The organism is Corynebacterium sp. ACRQJ (assembly GCF_022346045.1).
In the GTDB taxonomy this organism is placed as follows: Bacteria; Actinomycetota; Actinomycetes; order Mycobacteriales; family Mycobacteriaceae; genus Corynebacterium; species Corynebacterium evansiae.
Map to the genome: position 1 here is coordinate 18,416 of NZ_JAKRMT010000008.1, position 20,545 is coordinate 38,960.

General features: G+C 65.7%; 21 protein-coding genes. 10 read left to right on the forward strand and 11 right to left on the reverse strand.

The window, feature by feature from the left end; all coding sequences use genetic code 11:
* Positions 1-59: 59 nt before the first annotated feature.
* On the forward strand, positions 60-698 hold the full coding sequence (upp, locus tag MHX52_RS05835; protein WP_070487854.1) for a uracil phosphoribosyltransferase: 639 nt from the start codon (positions 60-62) through the stop codon (positions 696-698).
* Here the strand turns inward: upp and MHX52_RS05840 are convergent.
* Positions 669-2,204, reverse strand: a complete 1,536-nt coding sequence (locus MHX52_RS05840) for a phospho-sugar mutase (protein ID WP_239317088.1) — start codon at positions 2,202-2,204, stop codon at positions 669-671. The genes upp and MHX52_RS05840 overlap by 30 nt on opposite strands.
* A complete protein-coding gene (locus tag MHX52_RS05845) occupies positions 2,201-3,013 on the reverse strand; it encodes a purine-nucleoside phosphorylase (protein WP_035004389.1) in 813 nt (270 codons plus the stop codon). The genes MHX52_RS05840 and MHX52_RS05845 overlap by 4 nt, the downstream gene beginning before the upstream one ends.
* 57 nt (positions 3,014-3,070) lie before the next feature.
* Between MHX52_RS05845 and MHX52_RS05850 the strand changes: the two genes are divergently transcribed.
* On the forward strand, positions 3,071-4,303 hold the full coding sequence (locus tag MHX52_RS05850) for an amidohydrolase (protein WP_239317090.1): 1,233 nt from the start codon (positions 3,071-3,073) through the stop codon (positions 4,301-4,303).
* Here MHX52_RS05850 and MHX52_RS05855 read toward each other — a convergent pair.
* From MHX52_RS05855 to MHX52_RS05875, 5 genes are read right to left on the reverse strand one after another with little or no spacing between them, the layout of a single operon-like run.
* The gene (locus MHX52_RS05855) at positions 4,284-4,865 is read right to left on the reverse strand and encodes a DUF1707 domain-containing protein (protein WP_051901660.1); all 582 of its coding nucleotides are present in this window, start codon (positions 4,863-4,865) and stop codon (positions 4,284-4,286) included. The genes MHX52_RS05850 and MHX52_RS05855 overlap by 20 nt on opposite strands.
* 24 nt (positions 4,866-4,889) lie before the next feature.
* Positions 4,890-6,476 carry a glycerol kinase GlpK gene (gene glpK / locus MHX52_RS05860; protein ID WP_239317092.1) on the reverse strand — a complete coding sequence of 529 codons (1,587 nt, stop codon included), beginning with the start codon at positions 6,474-6,476 and terminating at the stop codon, positions 4,890-4,892.
* Positions 6,477-7,064 carry a hypothetical protein gene (locus MHX52_RS05865; RefSeq protein ID WP_239317094.1) on the reverse strand — a complete coding sequence of 196 codons (588 nt, stop codon included), beginning with the start codon at positions 7,062-7,064 and terminating at the stop codon, positions 6,477-6,479.
* A 22-nt stretch (positions 7,065-7,086) separates the two neighbouring features.
* On the reverse strand, positions 7,087-8,880 hold the full coding sequence (locus MHX52_RS05870; RefSeq protein ID WP_239317096.1) for an acetyl/propionyl/methylcrotonyl-CoA carboxylase subunit alpha: 1,794 nt from the start codon (positions 8,878-8,880) through the stop codon (positions 7,087-7,089).
* A gap of 56 nt (positions 8,881-8,936) precedes the next feature.
* Positions 8,937-9,797, reverse strand: coding sequence for a sulfurtransferase (locus tag MHX52_RS05875; RefSeq protein WP_239317099.1), 861 nt, complete (start codon positions 9,795-9,797; stop codon positions 8,937-8,939).
* Positions 9,798-9,947: 150 nt separating this feature from the next.
* Between MHX52_RS05875 and MHX52_RS05880 the strand changes: the two genes are divergently transcribed.
* From MHX52_RS05880 to MHX52_RS05890, 3 genes are all read left to right on the forward strand, one after another.
* The gene (locus MHX52_RS05880) at positions 9,948-11,012 is read left to right on the forward strand and encodes a Cj0069 family protein (protein ID WP_239317101.1); all 1,065 of its coding nucleotides are present in this window, start codon (positions 9,948-9,950) and stop codon (positions 11,010-11,012) included.
* Positions 11,013-11,135: 123 nt separating this feature from the next.
* Positions 11,136-12,632 (forward strand): 2-methylcitrate dehydratase PrpD, encoded by a 1,497-nt coding sequence (gene prpD / locus MHX52_RS05885; protein ID WP_239317103.1) that lies wholly within the window; start codon positions 11,136-11,138, stop codon positions 12,630-12,632.
* 19 nt (positions 12,633-12,651) lie between these two features.
* Positions 12,652-13,884 (forward strand): bifunctional 2-methylcitrate synthase/citrate synthase, encoded by a 1,233-nt coding sequence (locus MHX52_RS05890; protein WP_035004377.1) that lies wholly within the window; start codon positions 12,652-12,654, stop codon positions 13,882-13,884.
* Here the strand turns inward: MHX52_RS05890 and MHX52_RS05895 are convergent, their stop codons facing one another.
* From MHX52_RS05895 to MHX52_RS05905, 3 genes are read right to left on the reverse strand one after another with little or no spacing between them, the layout of a single operon-like run.
* Positions 13,885-14,469 carry a nucleoside triphosphate pyrophosphatase gene (locus MHX52_RS05895; protein ID WP_035004374.1) on the reverse strand — a complete coding sequence of 195 codons (585 nt, stop codon included), beginning with the start codon at positions 14,467-14,469 and terminating at the stop codon, positions 13,885-13,887.
* A gap of 3 nt (positions 14,470-14,472) precedes the next feature.
* Positions 14,473-14,667: a hypothetical protein gene (locus MHX52_RS05900; protein ID WP_035004372.1), complete on the reverse strand. Its 195-nt coding sequence runs from the start codon at positions 14,665-14,667 to the stop codon at positions 14,473-14,475.
* Between the two features lie 10 nt (positions 14,668-14,677).
* Positions 14,678-16,042, reverse strand: coding sequence for an acyl-CoA carboxylase subunit beta (locus MHX52_RS05905; protein WP_239317105.1), 1,365 nt, complete (start codon positions 16,040-16,042; stop codon positions 14,678-14,680).
* 85 nt (positions 16,043-16,127) lie between these two features.
* Between MHX52_RS05905 and MHX52_RS05910 the strand changes: the two genes are divergently transcribed.
* From MHX52_RS05910 to purE, 4 genes are read left to right on the forward strand one after another with little or no spacing between them, the layout of a single operon-like run.
* Entirely contained in the window at positions 16,128-16,970 is an 843-nt protein-coding gene (locus tag MHX52_RS05910) for a biotin--[acetyl-CoA-carboxylase] ligase (protein ID WP_239317107.1), read from the forward strand.
* The gene (locus MHX52_RS05915; protein ID WP_239317109.1) at positions 16,967-17,470 is read left to right on the forward strand and encodes a hypothetical protein; all 504 of its coding nucleotides are present in this window, start codon (positions 16,967-16,969) and stop codon (positions 17,468-17,470) included. Before MHX52_RS05910 ends, MHX52_RS05915 begins: the two co-directional genes overlap by 4 nt.
* A 5-nt stretch (positions 17,471-17,475) precedes the next feature.
* Positions 17,476-18,711, forward strand: a complete 1,236-nt coding sequence (locus MHX52_RS05920; RefSeq protein ID WP_370642224.1) for a 5-(carboxyamino)imidazole ribonucleotide synthase — start codon at positions 17,476-17,478, stop codon at positions 18,709-18,711.
* A gap of 3 nt (positions 18,712-18,714) precedes the next feature.
* Positions 18,715-19,227: a 5-(carboxyamino)imidazole ribonucleotide mutase gene (purE, locus tag MHX52_RS05925; protein ID WP_035004359.1), complete on the forward strand. Its 513-nt coding sequence runs from the start codon at positions 18,715-18,717 to the stop codon at positions 19,225-19,227.
* Between the two features lie 34 nt (positions 19,228-19,261).
* Here the strand turns inward: purE and MHX52_RS05930 are convergent, their stop codons facing one another.
* Positions 19,262-19,714 (reverse strand): hypothetical protein, encoded by a 453-nt coding sequence (locus tag MHX52_RS05930; RefSeq protein WP_239317111.1) that lies wholly within the window; start codon positions 19,712-19,714, stop codon positions 19,262-19,264.
* A 41-nt stretch (positions 19,715-19,755) separates the two neighbouring features.
* On the opposite strand from MHX52_RS05930, the gene MHX52_RS05935 reads away from it, so the two are divergent.
* Positions 19,756-20,538, forward strand: coding sequence for an SDR family oxidoreductase (locus MHX52_RS05935; RefSeq protein ID WP_239317112.1), 783 nt, complete (start codon positions 19,756-19,758; stop codon positions 20,536-20,538).
* Positions 20,539-20,545 lie beyond the last annotated feature (7 nt).

Here is a 20,545-nt window from a genome sequence, read left to right on the forward strand (position 1 = left end):
TCTTTAGACTCCGCCTCGGCGCAAAAGGTTCACTTGCGGATCAACTAGAGTGGGGAACCATGGAAATTCAGGTGGTTAATCATCCGCTCGTCGCCTCCCGACTCAGCATCATGCGCGACAAGAACAGCGACAACGCACAGTTCCGCGCCGCTTTGTCCGACCTGGGGGCCATGCTGATCTACGAGGCCTCGGCGGATCTGGTGGTAGAGCACTTCGAGCTCGAAACCCCCGTGGCCACCACCACGGGCACGCGGCTGGAAAAGCCCCCGATCATCGTGCCCGTCATCCGTGCGGGCCTGGGCATGATCGATCCGGCGCTGTCCATGATCCCCGACGCACAAGTCGGCTTCATCGGCATGGCCCGCGACGAAACCACCCACGAGCCCGTGCCCTACTTGGAGGCGCTGCCGGACGACCTCAGCGACCAGCCGGTGTTCCTGGTCGACCCGATGCTGGCTACCGGCGGCTCGCTGCTGCACGCCATCCGCCTGCTGGAGGATCGCGGCGCCAACGACATCACCTGCGTGTGCATGGTCTCCGCCCAGCCGGGCGTGGATGCGCTGGTGGAGGCTAACGTGAGCGTGCGCCGGCTCTTCACCGCCACCATCGACCCCAGCCTGAACGAGGATGCGTACATCGTCCCCGGCCTGGGCGATGCCGGCGACCGCCTATACGGCCCCCGAAACATCGACCTTTAGGCGCTCCAGCAGCGCCTCCACGGCCTGCGCATCCGCCCCTGGCACCGCGCTGACCTCCAGGTAGAACTTCGCCTTCGGCTCGGTGCCGGACGCGCGGGCGACCACGCGCAGCCCCATGTCCCCGGAAGTGCCCACCAGCCGCACGCCGTCGGTGCGGTTGCCCGCGGAATCCTCGATCGGCCCGGCCTGCATGGCCGCACCCGCGAGCTCTGCCGGTGGGTTGTCCGCCCAGCGCGCGATCAGCTCCTGCGCTTGCTCCGCACTGTCGAAACGTGCGCTGACCTGCGCGGTCCTGAACACCCCATAGGTGGCCTCGATGTCGTCCAGCTCGGCAGCCAGATCCGTCTCGGCCGCCCACGCCGCCGCGATCAGCGCCGTCGCAATGCCATCCTTATCCGCCACGATGTGCGGCGCGGGCGCGGTGCCGATCGCCTCCTCGTAGGCAAAGGCCAGCTCACCCGGCCGACCGTCGGCAGCGTGCGCCAGGTTCTTAAAGCCAGTCAGCGTCTCCACGTAGTCCCAGCCCTCGGCGCGCGCCATGCGCCCCAGCAGCTGCGAACTGACCACCGTTGTCGCCACTACAGGCTTTTTCTTTGTGGACGCCCCCACGCCCGCCAGCACCCGGCGCGCCAGCAAGGGGCCAGCCTCATCCCCGCGCAGCATGTGGTATTCGCCATCCGCGCGCTTCAGGCCCAGCATGCAGCGGTCCGCATCCGGATCCAGCGCGATCAGCAGGTCCGCGTCGATGGCGCGGGCTTCCTCCAGCAGCGCGTCGGTGGCACCCGGCTCCTCCGGATTGGGGAAGTCCACCGTCGGGAAGGTCGGGTCCGGCCAGCGCTGCGAGGCCACCGCGTGCACGTTGCCGAAGCCGTTCTCGCGCAAGGCCCATTCCAGGGCGTTGCCGCCCACGCCGTGCATGGGGGTGTAGAGGATCTTCAGCTTTCGCCGCGGCGCCAGCTCCGCCTGGCGGCCGGTGGCTACCAGGGTGCTCAGCTCGGTGACGTAGCCGGAGACCACGGACAGATCCACCGACTTCGCCTCGGAGCGTGGGATCTCTGCCGCATCAGTCGGCTGGGCGGCAATGTGCTCCTCGATCTGCCGGTCGGCGGGGGAGACGAGCTGTGCTCCGCCGTCCAGGTACAGCTTGTAGCCGTTGTCCTGTGCCGGGTTGTGCGAGGCGGTGATTTGCACGCCCACGTCCATGCGCCGGGAGCGCACCAGCCACGCCAACACTGGGGTGGGGGAGGGCTCCGCGATGAGGGTCACGTCGAAGCCTGCGCCGGCGAAGGTTTCCGCCGTCGCGCGGGCTAGGGCGTGGGAGGCGTAGCGGGCGTCATAGCCCACAGCCGCACGAAAAACTCCGTCGGCGCGTAAGGGGCGCTTTCGCTCCTTGAGCCACGCAGCCACACCGGCTGTGGCGCGGGTGGCGGTGCCGACGTTCATCTCGTTTGGCCCGGGGCCGATCTTGGCGCGCAGGCCGGCGGTGCCGAACTTCAACTGGCTCATAGGTTGTTCACCAGCTCGCCGAGCAGCTTGCCCATGTCGTTGGCGGCTTCCTTGCCCGCCTGCAGAACCTCCTCGTGGTTCAGAGCCTCGCCGGTAACCCCCGCCGCCAGGTTCGTGACCAGCGAGATCCCCAGCACGTCCACGTCCGCCTCGCGCGCGGCGATCGTCTCGTAGACCGTGGACATGCCCACCAGGCCCGCGCCCAGGGTGCGCAGCATGTGGATCTCTGCCGGGGTTTCGTACTGCGGGCCGGGCATCATCGCGTACACGGCCTCGCGCATGCCGGGGCGCAGCTTCTGCACCTTGGCGCGCAGCTCGGGGCTGTAGGCATCCACCAGGTTCACAAAGTTCGCGCCCGTCAGGGGTGTCTTGGCGGTGAAGTTAATGTGATCGGCGATCAGCACCGGCTCGCCCACGGTCATGCCCTCGGTCAGGCCACCTGCGGCGTTGGTCAGCACGATCGTCTGCACGCCCGCGGCCGCTGCGGTGCGAACCGCATGGGCGGTGCGCCACAGCTCGTGGCCCTCGTAGGCGTGGGTGCGGCCCAGCAGCACTAGCACGTTACGTCCACCGATCTGCGCGCTGCGGACCGTGCCGCCGTGCCCCTGCGCGGTCGGCGCCAGGAAACCCGGCAGCTCCGACATCGGGAATTCCTGCAGGTCTTCCGCGCATTCGCACAGCACGTCGGCGGCGGGGCGCCACCCGGAGCCGAGGACCACGGCACAGTCATAGGAATCGAGGCCCGTGCGCTCCTTCAGCGCCGCCGCAGCCTCTGCGGCCAGTTCATAGGGATTTGGGGAAGCAGTCATGCCAACCAAGAATACCGCAGGCGCTAGACTAGACAGGTCAGTAAAAGTGAGAGGGACGTGAGTATTCAAGTGCAAGACGGCACACAGGAACGCGCGCAGGAAAGCAGCACCCATTCCGTCGCCCAGTTTGTGCAGAACTGGACGCGGGACAACGCACAGCGGGTCATCGACTGGCGCCGTCACCTGCACCGCAACCCCGAGCTGTCGCACATGGAGACGGAGACCACCCGCTTCCTGGCCGCCGAGCTCGAGCGCGCCGGGCTGCAGCCCGTGGCTCTGCCCTCCACGGGCCTGATCGCCGACATTGGCCCCGTCGGCGCGCCCCGCATCGCCTTCCGCGGTGACATCGACGCGCTGCCGTTGCAGGAGGTCACAGGCCTCGATTACGCCTCCGAGGTGCCGGGGGTCATGCACGCCTGCGGTCACGACATCCACACCACGATCGTGCTGGGGCTGGCCGTCGCCCTCGCCGACTTTGTTGACGCCCACGGGGAGGATGCCCTGGGAGTCCAGGTTCGCTTTATCTTCCAGCCCGCCGAGGAAGTCATGGACGGCGGCGCGGTGGACGTCATTGAAGCCGGGGCGCTGAACGGCGTATCCCGCATCTTTGCCGTCCACTGCGAGCCGAAGCTGCGCACCGGCGAGATCGGTGTGCGCACCGGTGCGATCACCTCCGCCAGCGACGTGGTGGAGATCATCCTGCGCGGCCACGGCGGCCACACCTCCCGTCCGCACCTGGCGGCGGATCTGGTGTACACCGCAGGCCTCATCGCCTCGCAGCTGCCGGGCCTGCTGTCCCGCACCGTGGATCCGCGCACCGGCACGGTGCTGACCTTCGGCGCGATCAACGGTGGCTCCACGTTCAACGCAATTCCGCAGGAGGTCCGCCTGCTCGGTACGTTCCGCACCGCGGAGGTTGGAGTGTGGCGTCGTGGCGAAGAAACCTTGCGAGAACTCCTAGAGCACCTGGTGGCACCCACCGGAGCAGAGCTCGAGCTGCGCTACACCAAGGGCGTGCCGCCGGTGATGAACGACGATGTTTCCACCGCCGCACTCGCGCAGGCCGTCAAGGACGTAGATCCGAACGCGCTGAAGGAGGCCCCGCAATCCACCGGCGGCGAGGACTTCAGCTGGTACCTGGAGCACGTGCCGGGCTCCATGGCGCGCCTGGGCGCGTGGACCGGCAAGGGGGAGAGGCCCGACCTGCACCAGCCGGACATCGTTTTCGACGAGCGCGCCCTCGGTATCGGCATCCGCCTGTTCGCCGGGGTTATTGACCAGTTCCGTTAAGGCGCTTCTGCGCGAACTTCATCGCGCTGCTGGTCAGCTGGTGGGTGCGCTGCTTGCGCTCGAATTTCCACTGCGCCTGCTGGGCGCGCTGCTGCATCTTCAGCTCCCGGAAGCGCTGGCGCTCCAACTGCTCCGGGCTGGGCTCGTACCAGGCTCTCGGGCCGACCTTCATGACGTAAAGCAGCACGAAAACCAGCGGGATTAGTAGCAGCAGGATGGCGGAGTTCGCCCACACGCCATTGAAGAGCATGGCCAGGGCGCTGCTGCCGATCACGGTGCTGAGCAGCAAGCCCAGACGCACGTTCCTGCCGCTGCGGTATTGGCGATCGACCTCGTGGGCGGAGTAGTAGGGAACGAGCTCGCGCGAAGCCTCCAGCGGTGGGAGGTCGGTGAATAACTGCGCGAGCTCGCGCTCGGAGCGGGACGTGGTGGCCTGCTGCACGCGCTCCTCGTACTCGGACATGGTGAGTCGACCGTCGGCGAAGTGCTCACCGAGCGCGCTGATAGCGTCGCTACGGTCGACATCGGAGATGCGGATTTCACGGCGGGACGGTTCGTTCATACCTCTAAAGGTAGCACTCGGTGCCTAATCCTCGGTCCAGTTGAACGTCCGCTCCACGGCGCGCTTCCACTTGTCGTAGGCGATCTTGCGCTCCTCCGGGTCGCCCTTGGGGAAGTAGGTCTTTTCCTCCTGCCAGAGGGAAACCAGCTCGTCGAGGTCTCGGTAGAAGCCCACGGCCAGGCCGGCGGCGTAGGCCGCTCCGAGGGCGGTGGTCTCCGAGACCTCCGGCACCGTCACTGGCACCTCCAGCTGGTCGGCCTGGAACTGCATCAGCAGCGAGTTGACCACCATGCCACCGTCGACGCGCAGGTTCTTCAGATCCACCTGCGAGTCCGCGTTCATGGCCTCAACGACCTCGCGGGTCTGGAAGGCCGTGGCCTCCAGCGCGGCGCGGGCAATATGCGCCTTCGTCACGTAGCGGGTCAGCCCCGCGATGATGCCGCGGTCCTCGGGGCGCCAGTGCGGCGCCAGCAGCCCGCTGAAGGCCGGCACGATGTAGCAACCGCCGTTATCGTCCACGCTGCGAGCCAGCGGCTCGATGTCGTCGGCGGTGTCGAAGAACCCCAGGTTGTCGCGCAGCCACTGCACCAGGGAGCCGGTGACGGCGATGGAGCCCTCCAGCGCGTACACGGCGGGCTGGTTGCCAAGCCGGTAGGCGACGGTGGTGATCAGCCCGTGCTCGGACCACTGCGGCTCGGTGCCGGTGTTCATCAGCAGGAAGTTGCCAGTGCCGTAGGTGTTCTTCGCCTCGCCCTGGTTAAAGCACACCTGGCCGAAGGCTGCGGCCTGCTGGTCGCCCAGGATGCCAGCGATCGGCACGCCTTGCACCGGCCCGCTGCGGCGGACCTTCCCGACGACCTCGGAGGAGCTGACGATCTCCGGCAGCATGGATTCCGGCACGCCGAACAGCTCGCACAGCTCCGGATCCCACGTCTGGGTTCGCAGATCCATCAGCATGGTGCGCGAGGCATTGGTGACGTCCGTAACGTGCCGGGCATGGTCGCTGCGCCCCGCCTTGGACTTCTTGTGCGAGCGGCGGGTGAGCTCCCAGATCAGCCACGAATCGATGGTGCCGAAGGCCAACTCCCCGCGCTCCGCCTTCTCGCGGGCGCCATCGACGTTGTCCAGGATCCACTGGATCTTCGGCCCGGCGAAGTAGGTGGAGGCGTTCAGGCCGGTGCGCTCGAAGATCATGGTCTTCTGCTCCTCGCTCAAGGAGCTCACGATCTTGTCGGTGCGTGTGTCCTGCCACACGATGGCGTTGTAGATGGGCTTGCCGGTGGCGCGGTCCCACACGACGGTGGTTTCGCGCTGGTTGGTGATGCCCACCGCTGCGAACTCTTCCACCGGGATGTCGCGGGAGGCCGCCGCGTCCGCCATCACGCGCCGGGTGTTGCGCCGGATCTCCTCCGGGTCGTGTTCCACCCAACCGGGGCGCGGGAAGATCTGCTGGTGCTCCATGTGGCTGGAGCTGATGATCTTGCCGTGCGCGTCAAAAATGATGCAGCGGGTAGACGTGGTCCCCTGGTCGAGCGCCAATACGTAGCCCCGCTTGGAGCTTTTCCACTTAGCCAAGGTCCCGGTCAGCTGGTTCGTAAGGTTTTCTACCACTCAGTCTTCTGTGTCCTCTGTGTCCTCTGCGTCCTCTGTGTCCGCTGCGCTATCTGCATCATCAGCGGCCCGCTTACGCTGGTTCGCAAACGCCGCCAGAATCAGAATCGCTACGCCCGCAGCGCCGCACAGCATCGTCACCCACCGCAGTGCCTGCAGGGTGCCGGAGGAGTACTTGGAGATGTAGATGTTGCCCTGGTCGCAGGTGTACTTGGCGCCCTCGATGTCCTCGGTGAACTTGATCGAGGTGTACACGCCCTTGTTCTTCGTCAAGGGCAGGGACACGTCGGAGATCTCCAGGTCATCCTGGCTGAACTTTAGATCCGCGGCCTCGATACGGTCGACGAGCTGCTTGCCCTCCTTATCGACCAGGGTGCACTCCTTCGCGGTCAGGGCGTCCTCATCGGCCAGTAGGTAGTACTCCTTGCCGGCCTGTACGTCGTAGCCCTTGCCGAAGTCCTTCACACCCACCAGCGAAACGATAGCGGTGATTACGGCGACGATCAGCAGTCCAAGGCCGAGGAAGATCATGCCCTTCGGCGTCTTCCTTTCGAAGCTGTTAGCCTGCTCAGCGGTAGTTTCAGTCATGGGGGTGCGTTTCCTGTCTTGTCTATTCGTTCTCAGCGGAGCTGTCGTCCTTCAGCTCCATAAGTGCCTGATTCTTGGTGACGCCATCGCCGCCTCCGACGCTCAAGGACTGCACCACACCGGACTTGTGCGCCTTGACGGCGTTCTCCATCTTCATTGCCTCGAGCACCAGCAGCACGTCGCCCTCGGCCACTTCGTCGCCTTCCGCGACCTCCACCTTGATCACGGTGCCCTGCATCGGGGCGGCCACCGTGTCGCCGGTGATGGCGATGTCCGCGGCATTCGCGCGGCGCTTCTTCGCGCGGCTCACCGAGCCGCGGCCCGCCAGGATCTCGCCCGGCACCAGCACCTCTACGCGGCGCCCGTCGACCTCCACGACCAGCTTCTCCTTCGGCAGCTCGCCCTCGGCGGCGGGCGCGAGCGGCTCCTCGTAGGCGGGCAGCTGGTTGTCCCATTCCTCTTCGATCCACCGGGTGTACACGCGGTAGTTGCCGTCTTCGGCGACGAAGGCCGGGTCGGTCAGTGCGGCCTGGTGGAAGGGGATCACGGTCGGGATGCCCTCGACCTCGTACTCTTCCAGCGCCCGGAGGGAACGTTGGATCGCCTCGGTGCGGTTGGTGCCGGTGACGATGAGCTTGGCCAGCATGGAGTCGAACTGTCCGCCGACCACCGCGCCGGTTTCGATGCCGGAGTCCATGCGCACGCCGGGGCCGGCGGGCTCGCGGTAGGTCTGGATGCGGCCCGGGGCCGGCATGAAGTTGTTCGTCGGGTCCTCGCCGTTGATGCGGAACTCGATGGAGTGGCCGACAATTTCCGGATCCTCGGTGCGAGATAGCTCCTCGCCGCGAGCGATGCGGAACTGCTCGCGCACCAGGTCCCAGCCGGTGACCTGCTCGGTGACGGGGTGCTCCACCTGCAGGCGGGTGTTGACCTCCAGGAAGCTGATCAGCCCGTCGGAGCCCACCAGGTACTCCACCGTGCCCGCGCCGTAGTAGCCGGCCTCCCGGCAGATGGCCTTGGCGGAGGAATAGATGCGCTCGTTCTGCTCTTCGCTCAAGAACGGCGCGGGGGCCTCCTCGATGAGCTTCTGGAAGCGCCGCTGGGCGGAGCAATCGCGGGTGGAGGCGACCACAACGTTGCCGTGCTTATCGGCCACGACCTGCGCCTCCACGTGGCGGGCGCGGTCCAGGTAGCGCTCCACGAAGCACTCGCCACGGCCGAAGGCGGTGATTGCCTCGCGGGTTGCGGACTCAAAGAGATCTGGGATCTCGTCCATCGTGTAGGCGACCTTCATGCCGCGCCCACCACCGCCGAAGGCGGCCTTGATGGCGATCGGAAGTCCGTGGCGCTCTGCAAAGGCGGTGACCTCTGCAGCATCCGCGACAGGTTCCTTAGTGCCCGGAGTCATAGGGGCGTCAACACTAAGAGCAATGTTTCGCGCAGTGACCTTATCGCCGAGTTTGCGAATGGCCTCCGGCGGCGGGCCGATCCAGTTCAGCCCCGCATCCACGACCGCCTGGGCGAAGTCCGCGTTCTCCGACAGGAAGCCGTAGCCCGGGTGGATCGCGTCGGCGCCGGACTTGCGCGCAGCACCGATGATCTTCTCGATGTCCAGGTAGGTCTCCGCCGAGGTCTGGCCGCCGAGAGCCAGCGCTTCGTCGGCCATGCGTACGAAGGGTGCCTCTGCATCCGGGTCCGCGTACACGGCGACGGTAGCGATGCCTTCGTCGCGCGCAGCCCGGATGACGCGCACTGCAATTTCACCGCGGTTGGCGATCAGTACCTTCGTCAAGGGAGCGGCGGTGCTGGAAGTCACGGGCAATCCTTTCGGGTAAATAATTAAAGGCTAGTTAATGAGGCTACACTGCGCGCTTAGCTGCGTTCGATGGGCACGCGCATCATATTTCCCCATTCGATCCACGAGCCATCGTAAACGCGCACATCGTCCCATCCCAAGAGGAAACGCAAAACGAACCATTCGAGAGCTGCCCGGGCGCCGTTATTGCAATAGACAACGGTGGGGCGGCTGCGGTCGAGTTCAGCGTGATTGGCTTCGATGTCCTTAACCGAGCAGAAACGTGAGTTCGCCAGTAGCGAGGAATCCGCACGCAGGTTTACTGCTCCCGGTACGTGGCCATTGCGGCGAATGGGGTAGCCCGGCAGCGTCACTTCGCCGGTGTACTCTTCTGCGTTTCGCAGGTCGATTACTTGGGAGCCTTCGAATTTCGTGCGTAGCTCGTCGACGAAGATGCGGTTTGTGTGATCGTTGCGACGGGAAGCCACGGCGTAGCCGGGCGGGTGGGGAACCTCATCCACGGCGTAGGAAATTTCCCGTTCCTCCTGCATCCAAGCGTCGCGTCCGCCGTCCAGGATGCGCACGTCGGGGTGGCCGAAGAGCTCGAAGACCCATAGCGCATAGATAGCCCACAGGTTGGCGTGGTCGCCGTAGAAGACCACGGTGTCGTCCCGGCTGATGCCCAGACGGTCCATGAGCTTTTCGAATTCCCGGGATCCAATAAGGTCACGCCACACCGGGTCGGAAAGATCTTCGTACCACTTCAAGCGCACTGCGGTGGGAATGTGACCAATATCGTAGAGCAGTGAATCCGCGTCTACTTCTACGACCTTCAGGCCGGGGGTGCCTAGCTTCGCTCCTAGCCACGCGTTCGTGACCAGCTTGTTTGGGTGGGCATATTGCTTCAGCTGAGGGCTGGGGTCGAACTCGATTCCCATGAATTACCTGCCTTTCGATCGAATGAAAGTCTAGCGCTTTAGATCACACTTATCTTCCACTGCCGTGCGGGCCAAGTGATCGTAGAATTATGTTGTTGGCTAAACACGGCCATACGCACTGCATTTTTACTTCTAGAGCTAGGGGAAACCGTGCACAAGAACATTGTTGTCTTTGAGGTTCAGGGCGGAAACGACAAGGGTGAGGACGGCCACCGCCGCGACACCATGCCGATCGTTGAGGCTATCCGCGAGAAGGGTTGGGGGGCCGAAGTTGTCTACTTCGACCCGGAGAAAGCCGACGAGATTTACGACGAGGTTGCTGCGACCTACGATGCCTACATTTCCCGCGTTAACCCGGGCCACATTCCCGGCGGCGAAAAGGGTTACTTCGACATGCTGACCAAGCTGACGGAGCAAGCTGGCCTGGTTGGTATGTCCACCCCGGCTGAGATGATGGCATATGGCGCAAAGGATGCGCTGGTGAAGTTGAACGACACCGACCTGGTGCCGGACGATACCACGGCTTACTACGATGTCGATTCCTTCCACAAGACCTTCCCTACCTCCCTGTCCTACGGTGAGCGCGTGCTGAAGCAGAACCGCGGCTCCACCGGCTCCGGCATCTGGCGCGTGCAGCTGGAGGACAAGCAGCTGGCCGAGTCCATCGAGCCGGGTTCCGCCCTGCCTATGGACACCAAGCTGAAGTGCACCGAGGCTGTAGACAACCACACGGAGGTCCGCGAGCTGGGCGAGTTCATGGACTTCTGTGACCAGTACATCGTCGGCGACAACGGCATGCTGGTGGACATGCGCTTCATGCCGCGCATCGTCGAGGGCGAGATCCGCATTCTGCTGGTCGGTCCGCACCCGGTGTTCGTGGTTCACAAGAAGCCGGCCGAGGGCGGCGATGCGTTCTCCGCAACCCTGTTCTCCGGTGCGAAGTACACCTACCAGAAGCCGGAGGAGTGGCAGGACCTGGTGGACATGTTCGCCGCGGCCCGCCCGGTCATCGCCGAGAAGCTGGGTGGCGACAACATCCCGCTGATCTGGACTGCCGACTTCATGCTGGCCGATGACGACGAGACCGGCGAGGACACCTACGTCCTGGGCGAGATCAACTGCTCCTGCGTGGGCTTCACCTCCGAGCTGGACATGGGGATCCAGCAGCTGGTTGCCGAGGAGGCCATCAAGCGCGTGGAGGCAAAGCACGCTTAAGCGCGTCAGCGCAACACTGACGTTTTGGCGTCAAAAAATATTTGTTTAACTACATAACCCGTCGCGGGGCGTTAGAGTGAGGCGCATCACAGCCTCAATTCCCGAAAGGATCTAACCCCCGCGATGATTAACCACGACGTTCGCGTCCACCCCTCTGCCGACGACTTTCCGCAGGAAGAACACCTCGCATGGAAGGTCGCGCAGGTCGCCGCCGACCCGGTCGAGGTGCCGCAAGACACCGCGGACATGGTGGTCAACCGCATTATCGACAACGCGGCCGTCGCTGCCGCTTCCATCCTGCGCCGCCCAGTAACTTCGGCGCGCACCCAGGCGTTGTGCCACACCGGGCCCAGCGCCGTTTTTGGTACTGACGCCACCGTCTCCCCCGAATGGGCCGCCTGGGCCAACGGCGTAGCGGTGCGCGAGCTGGATTTTCACGACACTTTCCTGGCCGCCGAGTACTCCCACCCAGGTGACAACATCCCGCCGATCCTGGCCGTAGCGCAGGCGCGCGGGCTGGGCGGGCGCGACCTGATCCGCGGCATCGCCACCGGCTACGAGATCCAGGTGGACTTGGTCAAGGGAATCTCCCTGCACAAGCACAAGATCGACCACGTCGCACACCTGGGGCCGTCCGCGGCCGCGGGTATCGGCACGCTGCTGCGCTTGGATCCGCAGGTGATCTACCAGGCTGTCGGCCAGGCGCTGCACACCACCACGGCCACGCGCCAGTCTCGCAAGGGGCTCATCAGCTCCTGGAAGGCCCATGCCCCCGCTTTCGCCGGGAAGATGGCGGTGGAGGCCGTGGACCGCGCCATGCGCGGCGAGGGCGCCCCGGCCCCGATCTGGGAGGGCGAGGACGGCGTGATCGCCTGGCTGCTGGACGGCCCGGACGCCCACTACGTCGTACCCCTGCCGGAGGCGGGAGAGCCCAAGCGGGCGATCCTGGATACCTACACCAAGGAGCACTCCGCGGAGTACCAGTCCCAGGCGCCGATCGACCTGGCCCGCCGCATGCGGGACAAGATCGGGGACCTCAGCCAGGTGGAAAGCATCGTGCTGCACACCAGCCACCACACCCACTATGTGATCGGCACCGGCTCGAACGATCCGCAGAAGTTCGACCCTCACGCCTCGCGCGAGACGCTGGACCACTCTGTGATGTACATCTTCGCCGTCGCCCTGGAGGACGGCGAGTGGCACCACGAGCGCTCCTACGCCCCCGAGCGCGCCCAGCGCCCGGAGACCGTGGAGCTGTGGCACAAGATCTCCACCGTGGAGGATCCGGAGTGGACCCGCCGCTACCACTCCACCGACCCGGCCGAGAAGGCCTTCGGCTGCAAGGCAGTAGTCACCCTGCGCGACGGCACCGAGATCGTCGACGAGCTGGCCGTGGCCGACGCCCACCCGCTGGGCGCCCGCCCCTTCGGCCGCGCCGACTACATCAACAAGTTCCGCACCCTGGCCGAGGGCGTGGTGGACGAGGCGGAGCAGGATCGCTTCCTCGCCGTCGCCGAGGCCACCGCGGACCTGGCCCCAGGTGAGCTCGACCAGCTGAACCTCGTGGTCAGCGACGACGTGCTGGCACGCGCACCACAGATCCCCGGCGGCATCTTCTAACCCGAAAGGACCACTCACCATGACTAAGCCGATCAAGGTTTCCAACGCACCCTTCGACCGCGGACGCACCAACTTCACCACGCCCCGCGCCCAGTCCAGCAAGACCTCCAACGTCACCGGCACCGACAAGAACATCAACAAGGGCCTCAACGGCGTGGTGGTGGACACGTCCGGTGTCTCGAAGGTGAACCCGGAGACCAACTCCCTGACCTACCGGGGCTACCCCGTTCAGGAGCTGGCCGAGCACTGCACCTTCGAGGACGTGGCCTACCTGCTCTGGAACGGCGAATTGCCGGACTTCCGCGAGCTGGAGCAGTTCCGCCAGCGCGAGCGCGCCCTGCGCCCCATCGACCGCAGCATGCTGGACCTCATCAACTCCCTGCCCAAGACCGCCCACCCCATGGACGTGCTGCGCACGGCGGTCAGTGTGTTCGGCACGGAGGACCTCAACGCGGACGATCGCAGCCCCGACGCGGTGCGCCGCACCGGTCTGACGCTGCTGGCCAAGCTGCCGACGATCATCGCCTACGACCTGCGCCGCCGCAAGAACCTGGATTACATCCCGCCGTCCCGCGACCGCGATATCGCCGAGAACTTCCTGTACATGTGCTTCGGCGACGAGGAGGGCAGCCCCGCCAACAACCGCGACGATGTCGAGGCCTTTGACCAGTCCCTCACCCTGTACGCGGAGCACGGCTTCAACGCCTCCACCTTCACCGGCCGCGTGATCAGCTCCACCATGAGCGACGTCTACTCCGCCGTCACCGGCTCTATCGGCGCCCTCAAGGGACCGCTGCACGGTGGCGCGAACGAGGCCGTGATGCACAACTTCCTGGCCGTCGAGGACCCGGCAGCCGCCGAGCAGTGGGTGCTGGACCAGTGCGACGCGAAGAACAAGATCATGGGCTTCGGCCACCGCGTGTACAAGAAGGGCGATTCGCGCGTGCCCACCATGGAGGCCGCCATGCGCCGCACCGCCGCCAACCACGACGGCCAGCGCTGGGTGGAGATGTACGACAACATGCAGAAGGCCATGGACCAGCGCACCGGCATCCAGCCGAACCTGGATTTCCCGGCGGGCCCGACCTACTACATGCTGGGCATCGACATCCCGTTCTTCACCCCGATCTTCGTCATGGCCCGCGTTGTCGGCTGGACCGCCCACATCGTGGAGCAAAATGAGGACAACGCCCTGATCCGCCCCCTCTCCAGCTACGTCGGCCCGGAGCAGCGCTCCGTTAAGGCTGACTAACTAGCCCCAGAGGTCGCAGAAGTCGTAGCCGAAGTGGGCCAGCCCCCGCCGCAGGGCGGGGAGCGATAGGCCAATCACGGCCGACGGGTGCCCGTCGATGCTCTCGATGAACCAGCCGCCGAGCGCTTCCAGGGTGAAGGCGCCGGCACATTTCAGCGGCTCGCCGGTGGCGGCGTACGCCTCGATCGCCCGATCGGAGACATCGGCGAACTGGATCTGCGTGGCCACGGCTTCCTCGTAGATCTGGCCCGTGGTGGCGTCAAAAAGCGCATGCCCGGTGACTAGCTCTGCGCGCTTCCCGCGCTGCTGGCGCCACCGCCGCACCGTCTCCTCGCGCGTGTGCGGCTTGCCCTGCAGCTCGCCGTCGATCAGCAGCATGCTGTCGCCGCCCAGCACCAGTTCGCCGTCTACCGCCCGCGCCTTCGCAGTGGCCAGGTGCTGCACGTACTGCGCCGGGGTGGGGTTCACCAGCTCCGCGACGGCGGCCTCCTCGTCCACGCCGGGGGAGACCTTGCGCGGGAACACCCCGGCGGCGTTCAGCACCTTCTCGCGCGCCGGCGAGGTGCTGGCCAATGTCAGCTGCATGCCCTAGCCCCGCGGCATCCGCGGGTTGCGGAACGCACCCGGGCTGTTGTGACGCAGCTCGCGGCCGTAGTGCCCGCGCGTATCCGGCTTCGCGTTGCGCAGCGCCTCGGCCTCCTTGGCTAGGTCGTCGATGATGAGTTGCAGCGCCCGGGTCTCTACCTCGTTCGGGTTGCCCTTGATCACTTGAAAGTCAGTCACGCGCTTCCTCCTAGAACGGCAGGTTGTCGTGCTTGCGCGGGTAGCCGTCCTCGGCCTTGCGCTCCACCAGGCGCAGGCCGTCGACGATGCGTGCGCGGGTCTCGCGCGGCGGGATCACCGCGTCCACCAGGCCTCGCTCCGCGGCGGAGTAAGGCTCCGCCTGGTAGCTGTCGTCCTGCGCGATCTGCGCGGTCGGCCATGCGTACACCAGGTCGGTGCCCAGGCGCTTCGCACCCAGGGAAAGGTAGGCGTCGCCGAAGGCCTTGCGGGTGACCACGGCGATCTTGCCGACGCTCGCCGCTGCCGTCACTCCGATCAGCTTCGCGGTGCGGCGGAACAGCACGTCCGGTGCGTAGCCCGCCGAGTCCACGAAGGTCACCAGTGGGATGTTGAAGGCGTCGCAGAAGCGGATGAAGCGCGCTGCCTTCTCAGCCGCCGCGTCGTCGATCGCCCCTGCTTGTTGTTCGGGCTGGTTCGCGATGACGCCCACACTCCGGCCGCCCACGCGCACCAGTGCCGTGATCAGGTTCGGCGCATGGAGCTTCTGGAGTTCCAGTACAGAGCCCGCGTCCACCACGCGGTCCAGCACCTTGTGCATGTCGTAGGCCTGCGCGTCCGAGTCGGGGATCAGGCTGTCCAGCTCGTCTGTTTCCGCCTCGGCGTCCGCCTCCTCCCCGGGCAGGGGGAGTGCCCGGTTGTTGCTGGGAAGGTAGCCCAGGATGTCCGCGACGAGTCCCAGTGCGGAGGCGTCGTCCTCGGCGACGATGTGGGCGGTGCCGTCTGTGGCGTCATCTACCAGTTCGCCGGCACCCTTGACCGCAACGACGACGTCGGACAGAACCACCGAGTGCACCAGCGCGCCACTGGTGGGGCCGGCGACCAGGGCGATCTGCGGAACCACGCCGGACAGCTTCGTCTGCAGGTTGTGGATGCGAGAGAAGAACTCCAGGGCCGCGATGCCCTCGTTCGGGCGGGCGCCGGCGCCCTCGTAGATGCCGATCAGCGGGGTGCCGGACTTCACGGCCAGCTCCATGACCTTCAGGATCTTCTCGCCCGCGGTCTCGCCGATCTGGCCGTCGAAGAGGGTGGCGTCCTGCGAGAAAACGCACACCGGGCGGCCGTCGATGGTGCCGTAGCCGGCGACGATGCCGTCGGTGGCGGGGCGGAACTTGTCGGCCTTAAAGGCGGTAGAACGGTGGCGGGCCAGCGCGTCGGTCTCCACGAAGCTACCGGCATCCAGCAGTGCGTCCACGCGGCGACGAGCGCGCGGGATTTCGTCCCCCTGCGGCTTGTGGGTCTCCGCCAGTCGATCGCGGAGGTCGGCGATCTTCCCGGCGGTTGTCGATGTGTCGGTGGTAGAGCTCATGGTCGCCATAATACGGTGTAAAAACTTCAGCGCCGTGATTGGTGGGGCTAGAGTGTCTGAGGGAAGGCATGTGAAGAGAAAGGACAGTACTCCCATGCGCACGCCGCTAGACCCCCGCCGCCTGGCCGAGCGCCTGGCCCCGCTGGGCTACCGCCACGTCGAAGTGCTGGAAACCACCGGCTCCACCAGCACCGATTTGGCCGACCGCGTGCGCTGCGGGGAGGACTTGCCCGACATGTCCCTACTCATGGCCGAGGAACAGACCGCCGGGCGCGGCCGCAAGGGCCGCTCCTTCGAGGCCCCGGCCCGCAGCCAGCTGATCTGCTCCGTGCTGGTGCGCCTGCCGGAGGTGCCGGTTGACCGTATCAGCCTGCTGCCGCTGCTCACGGGCCTGTCGATCGTGGAGGGCATCCGCGCCTCCGCGGACATCCCCATCCAGCTGAAGTGGCCCAACGACTGTGTGCTGGACGGCCGCAAGCTGGTGGGCATCCTGGTGGAGGCCGTGCACCTGGATCCGCACCCGGCGATCATCCTGGGCTTCGGCATCAATTACGACCTGCAGACCGACGAGCTGCCCGTCGCCCACGCCAGCTCCATCGACCTGGAATGCGCCCGCTTGGGACTGCCCTGCCCAAGCCGCGAGGACGTCGCGGTGGCCGTGTTCGCGGAGTTGGCGACGAATCTGGAGAGGTGGCGTCGACTAGGAGGGGCGGCCCAGACCGTACTGCCGCGCTACCGCCAGGCTTCCGCGACCATCGGCACCTCCGTGCGCGCTTTCCTGCCCGGCGACGAGGTCGTGGAGGGCGCGGCCACCGACATCGACGACGACGGCGAGCTGCTGGTCCGCACCAGCGAGGGCACGCGCGTGATCCGCGCCGGGGAGATCGTGCACCTGCGCGCCGACGGCACGGGCGACTACGGAGGGCGCTACGCATGAGCAAAATCACCTTCGACCCCGGCGAGCAGGTCTTAGCGGAGCTGAGCCCCGCGCGCCGCTCCATGTTCTTCCCGGTGCTGCGCCTGATGCTGTGGACGGGCTTGTTCTGGATGGGCATCGGCGCTCTGGATCAGTACTTGGCCACCAATGCTTTGGACGCCCCTACCGTGGAAGCCTTCCTCTGGCTCCGCCGGGGCCTGCTGGTTGCGTGGCTGTGGGTCTGCTGGAGGCGCTGCGTGCGCCACCTGATCTTCCGCGCGCGCTCCCGCATGCTGCTGACCGACAGGCGGCTGATCACCGCGACCGGCCACCTGCGCAGCCGGATCGGGCAGATCCCGCTGGCCAACGTGGTGGATTGCCGCTCCCACCGGGGGAACGTGGCGGTGTACGTGGCGGGCGCCCGGGTGCCGTTGGTGCTGCATTCGGTTCCCTATACCCGCAAGTTCGAGAGGCTGCTGAGAAGCCAGCTTAGGCGTGTCGGGCCGGGGAACTATAGTTAGAAGGCGTGAGTGAGAACAACGGGAAAAACACAGCCGACTGGTCACTAGCCCGCGAGACCGCGCACGCGCCGGGCGCGCCGCTGGTGACGATCATCGGTGACGGGCAGCTGGCGCGGATGACACAACAGGCGGCGATCGAGCTGGGCCTTAGCTGCCGCGTGCTGGCCGGGGCGCCGGATTCCTCGGCCGCGCAGGTGACCGCCGACGTGGTGCTGGGGGATTACGCGCTGGAGGAGCACGTCCGCGAGGTCTCCCGCGACTCCGACGCGGTGACCTTCGACCACGAGCACGTGCCCAATCGCTTCCTGGATGCCCTCATCGACGAGGGTGTGAACGTGCAGCCGCAGCCGTCGGCGCTGATCCACGCGCAGGACAAGCTGGTGATGCGCAAGAAGCTGCGCGAGCTGGGCGCCCCGGTGCCGGCGTTTGCCGCCATCGAGTCCGCCGAGGACATCGCCGGGTTCTTCGAGGCCGTGGGCGGCCAGGTGTGCCTAAAGGCCCGCCGCGGTGGCTACGACGGCAAGGGCGTGTGGTTCCCCGCCACGGTGGACGAGGCCCGCGAGCTGGTGGAGAAGCTGCTGGACAAGGAGATCCCCCTGATGGCGGAGAAGAAGGTCGCGCTGGTGCGCGAGCTGTCCGCCATGGTGGCCCGCACCCCGTCCGGCGAGGTGCAGGCGTGGCCGGCAGTGGAATCCCTGCAGGAGGACGGAATCTGCGTGGAGGCCGTGGCACCTGCCCCGAACTCCACGCCTGAGATCCTGGCTGCCGCCGAGCAGCTGTCCCGTGACGTCGCCACCGAGCTGGGCGTCACAGGCGTGCTGGCGGTGGAGCTGTTCGAGACCACCGACGAGAACGGCCAGCCGGAGATCATCGTCAACGAGCTGGCGATGCGCCCGCACAACACCGGCCACTGGACCCAGGATGGTTGCATCACCAGCCAGTTCGAGCAGCACGTCCGCGCCGTACTGGATCGCCCGCTGGGCTCCACCGAGCCGACGGCGCCGGTGGTGGTCATGGCAAACGTGCTGGGAGCGGCCGAGGATCCGGCGATGCCGATGCACGAGCGCATGGACGCGGTGTGGCGTCGCTTCCCGAACGCAAAGATTCACATGTACGGCAAGGATTGGCGCCCGCGCCGCAAGATCGGCCACGTCAATATGCTGGGGGAGAATCCGACGCGCACGCGCGAGCAGGCGCGCCTGGCCGCGAAGTTCCTGGAAACCGCCGAATGGGAGGACTAACCGATGACTGAGAACGTACGCACCCCGCTGGTCGGCCTGGTGATGGGATCCGATTCCGACTGGCCCACCGTCGAGCCGGCAGCCGAGGTGCTGGCCGAGTTCGGCATCCCCTTCGAGGTCGGCGTGGTCTCCGCGCACCGCACCCCGGAGCGCATGCTCGACTACGCCCGCACCGCCCATACTCGCGGCGTGAAGGTGATCATCGCCTGCGCCGGCGGTGCCGCCCACCTGCCCGGCATGGTCGCCGCGGCCACCCCGCTGCCGGTGATCGGAATTCCGCGTGCCCTGGGCAACCTTGATGGCCTGGATTCCCTGCTCTCCATCGTGCAGATGCCCGGCGGCGTGCCAACTGCTACCGTCTCCATCGACGGCGCGAAGAACGCGGGCCTGTTGGCCGTGCGCACCCTCGCGGTGGCTGACGAGGCTCTGATGGACAAGATGGTCGAATACCAGGAGAACATGCGCGACGCGGTGCTGGAGAAGGATCGTGCTCTGCAGCAGAAGCTGATGGGGTGAAGCGTTCTAACTGGGTAGTGCTCGGCGGGGCTGCCTACTCATCTACTTTGTGGAGAACGGGGAATACTCCTTGAGGCCTGTCGGTAGCAGAAAAACTATCTTGCAAAGTTCTTATAAACCCATCTTCGCAGAGGATTAAACTATCTGGTTTCGTGTCGTCTAGTTTCGCGGCCTGAACTCGGTATTTATCCCCTAAATGCGTCAGGGTTACATCATCTATATGGTCGATACTGCCAATTTTGTGAAGTCGAGTTCCTTTCTCGACGCTTATCTCTTGAATATTTGTGGAATAGGATGATCTATCCTTGCTTCCTTGGTAGAGGTCGACAATTCCGGGAAGAAAATCAACTTCATAGTCCCCGTCGGGCGTGATTATTCTCAGGAAGCTGACGGTAAGGACCTGCCCTGTGTCTGGATTGGATACAACATCTCCATCATTCGGGCGACTTAATGGGTTCCCGGATTGGTCGATGATTAAATAGGCCATAATTTACCTCCTGTACTCTGGCTACTGTAATAGTTAGGAGTATGAAATCAATACTCGTTACCGGCGCAGCCCAAGGCTTCGGCCGCGCAATCGCTGAGTCCTTCGCCGAGGCCGGCTGGACCGTCGGCGCCTACGACCTCGACGGAGACAAGGTCCGCGACTGGGGTAAACATCCGAACATCATCCCCGGCACCCTCGACGTCGCCGACCCCGACCAGTGGTCCGCCACTGTTACCGACTTCGCCGCCCGCACCGGGGGAATCAATGCACTCATCAACAACGCGGGCGTGCTCTACGGCGGCGACTTCATCGACCGCGGGAGCTTCCAGCAGGATTCCGCCCTCGTCGACGTCAACGTCAAGGGCGTGATCTACGGCTGCCGCGCGGCCTTCGAGCACCTCAAGGCGGCCGGCGACGGCGTGGTCGTCAACGTCTGCAGCGCCTCCTCCATCTACGGCACCCCGGATATGGCCACCTACTCCGCCACCAAGTTCGCCGTCCGCGGCATCTCCGAGGCGCTGGATTTCGAGTGGGATAAGCACAACATTCGCGTCCGCACCGTCTTGCCCCTGTACTCCCGGACCGCGCTCATCGCCGATGTGGAAACGGCGGGCATGCGGCGGCTAGGGGCGTCCACAACCCCACAAGACGTGGCCGCAGAAGTAGTAAGGGCCGTGACCGCGCCGCGCCGCAGCCCCACGAAGGTGCATTTCCCGGTCGGTTGGAAGACGAAGCTGCTGGAGGCAACCAGCCACTTCTCGCCGCCGTTTCTCACCCGTTTCGTTAATGGCCTGCTCGTTTACGGCGATAGGGTGCGCCTGTAACTAGACT

Bases quoted from the DNA above. Each gene is read 5' to 3' on its own strand.
- MHX52_RS05865 (WP_239317094.1), bottom strand. From the start codon at position 7,064: ATGACTGAAACTACCGCTGAGCAGGCTAACAGCTTCGAAAGGAAGACG.
- MHX52_RS05875 (WP_239317099.1), bottom strand. From the start codon at position 9,797: ATGGGAATCGAGTTCGACCCCAGCCCTCAGCTGAAGCAATATGCCCAC.
- MHX52_RS05905 (WP_239317105.1), bottom strand. From the start codon at position 16,042: ATGGCGACCATGAGCTCTACCACCGACACATCGACAACCGCCGGGAAG.
- MHX52_RS05895 (WP_035004374.1), bottom strand. From the start codon at position 14,469: ATGCAGCTGACATTGGCCAGCACCTCGCCGGCGCGCGAGAAGGTGCTG.
- MHX52_RS05855 (WP_051901660.1), bottom strand. From the start codon at position 4,865: ATGAACGAACCGTCCCGCCGTGAAATCCGCATCTCCGATGTCGACCGT.
- purE (WP_035004359.1), top strand. From the start codon at position 18,715: ATGACTGAGAACGTACGCACCCCGCTGGTCGGCCTGGTGATGGGATCC.
- prpD (WP_239317103.1), top strand. From the start codon at position 11,136: ATGATTAACCACGACGTTCGCGTCCACCCCTCTGCCGACGACTTTCCG.
- MHX52_RS05890 (WP_035004377.1), top strand. From the start codon at position 12,652: ATGACTAAGCCGATCAAGGTTTCCAACGCACCCTTCGACCGCGGACGC.
- MHX52_RS05910 (WP_239317107.1), top strand. From the start codon at position 16,128: ATGCGCACGCCGCTAGACCCCCGCCGCCTGGCCGAGCGCCTGGCCCCG.
- MHX52_RS05915 (WP_239317109.1), top strand. From the start codon at position 16,967: ATGAGCAAAATCACCTTCGACCCCGGCGAGCAGGTCTTAGCGGAGCTG.
- MHX52_RS05840 (WP_239317088.1), bottom strand. From the start codon at position 2,204: ATGAGCCAGTTGAAGTTCGGCACCGCCGGCCTGCGCGCCAAGATCGGC.
- upp (WP_070487854.1), top strand. From the start codon at position 60: ATGGAAATTCAGGTGGTTAATCATCCGCTCGTCGCCTCCCGACTCAGC.
- MHX52_RS05930 (WP_239317111.1), bottom strand. From the start codon at position 19,714: ATGGCCTATTTAATCATCGACCAATCCGGGAACCCATTAAGTCGCCCG.
- MHX52_RS05935 (WP_239317112.1), top strand. From the start codon at position 19,756: ATGAAATCAATACTCGTTACCGGCGCAGCCCAAGGCTTCGGCCGCGCA.
- MHX52_RS05845 (WP_035004389.1), bottom strand. From the start codon at position 3,013: ATGACTGCTTCCCCAAATCCCTATGAACTGGCCGCAGAGGCTGCGGCG.